Origin of the sequence: Mesorhizobium sp. M7A.F.Ca.CA.002.05.1.1, assembly GCF_003998335.1 — a bacterium.
In the GTDB taxonomy this organism is placed as follows: Bacteria; Pseudomonadota; Alphaproteobacteria; order Rhizobiales; family Rhizobiaceae; genus Mesorhizobium.
On record NZ_RZQI01001348.1, the window covers coordinates 1 to 1,065 of the forward strand.

The 1,065-nt window shown below is 59.0% G+C and carries 1 protein-coding gene and 2 pseudogenes; all 3 read right to left on the minus strand.

What is annotated here, in order from left to right; genetic code table 11:
* Positions 1 to 196, minus strand: a pseudogene (locus EN939_RS35465) (nickel/cobalt transporter); the annotation flags it as partial.
* Entirely contained in the window at positions 193 to 861 is a 669-nt protein-coding gene (locus tag EN939_RS35470) for a DUF1007 family protein (protein ID WP_023810039.1), read from the minus strand. The pseudogene EN939_RS35465 and the gene EN939_RS35470, both read right to left, overlap by 4 nt.
* Positions 862 to 943: 82 nt before the next feature.
* Positions 944 to 1,065 (minus strand): annotated as a pseudogene (locus EN939_RS39560) (LysR family transcriptional regulator); the annotation flags it as partial.

The window sequence follows — 1,065 nt, forward strand, 5'->3', positions numbered from 1 at the left end:
GGTAGAATTCCTGCTGCCTGAGATTGATCCACATCAGGATATGGGCGAACGGGCCGGTGGTCGGCGCCATGCCGTCATTGACGCCGATGCCGAGCGAACTCTGGGCATGAGCGGCGTCGGCGAAATGCATCATGGCGACAGTGAGGGCCAACAGGCCGAATGCCAAACGCAGGGACGGTTTCGTCACCGGCTTCATCCTTCTGGCTGACAGGTCAGTTCGAGCTTGGTGGCGAAGATCTTGCTCATATCGGTGCCGGTCGGATCGTTGAAAAAGGCATCGGTGAGGGTCTTCTGGTTTTCCTTGATGGCCTCGTCCGGGTCCGGACGGACCACCTTGCTGGTGCAGTTCGAGGGCAGGCCTTCAACCGTGATGTTGGAGTCCTCGGTGAAGTCGATCGCCGTGTAGAATGTCGGATCGTAGACGCCGATATCGATCTTGCCGTGGAGCTTGATCGGCACCTTCGGTTCGGACTCGAACAGGATGATCAGCTGATCGTTGTCGAAATTGGCCATCAGATGCGGCGGCGGCGTCATCGCCACGTCCTTGCCGTCAACGGTGACGAGCTGGAAGTAATTGAACTCGGCCAGCGAGGCATGAACGGTGTCGGCGACTTCCTTCAGCTCCTTGTCATCGAGCTTCAGGTCGGAGTTCTTGTCGAACTCCATCATCACGGTCGAGGAAAACAGATCGTCGAAGCGCCAGAGATGACGGAGAGCCTTCACGCTTTGGTGATCCGGGGAGAGAATCACATCGAGGCGGGCCTCGGCGAAGACATGCGGATGCACGTAAGCCGGTCCAGTGGCGGCAAAAGTAGCCGCCAAGGCCGAAGCCAGCATGATTGCGTGCCGTTTCAGATTCATTCTCGGTCCATAGGCCTCGGAAGAGTTGCCGAGAGTTACCAGAAAGGGGGCGAAATTGGGACCATGAGACTATCGATGCCGGTCAGCCAGCCTCGCGCGTCCTGAACCACTGCACCAGGAAGTCGACGAAGACGCGGACTTTCGCCGGCAGATAGCGGCGGTGCGGGTAGACGGCGAAGATGCCGCCGCCCGACAGGATACGGT

Coding starts and splice junctions, on each gene's coding strand:
- EN939_RS35470 (WP_023810039.1), bottom strand. CDS start 861: ATGAATCTGAAACGGCACGCAATCATGCTGGCTTCGGCCTTGGCGGCT.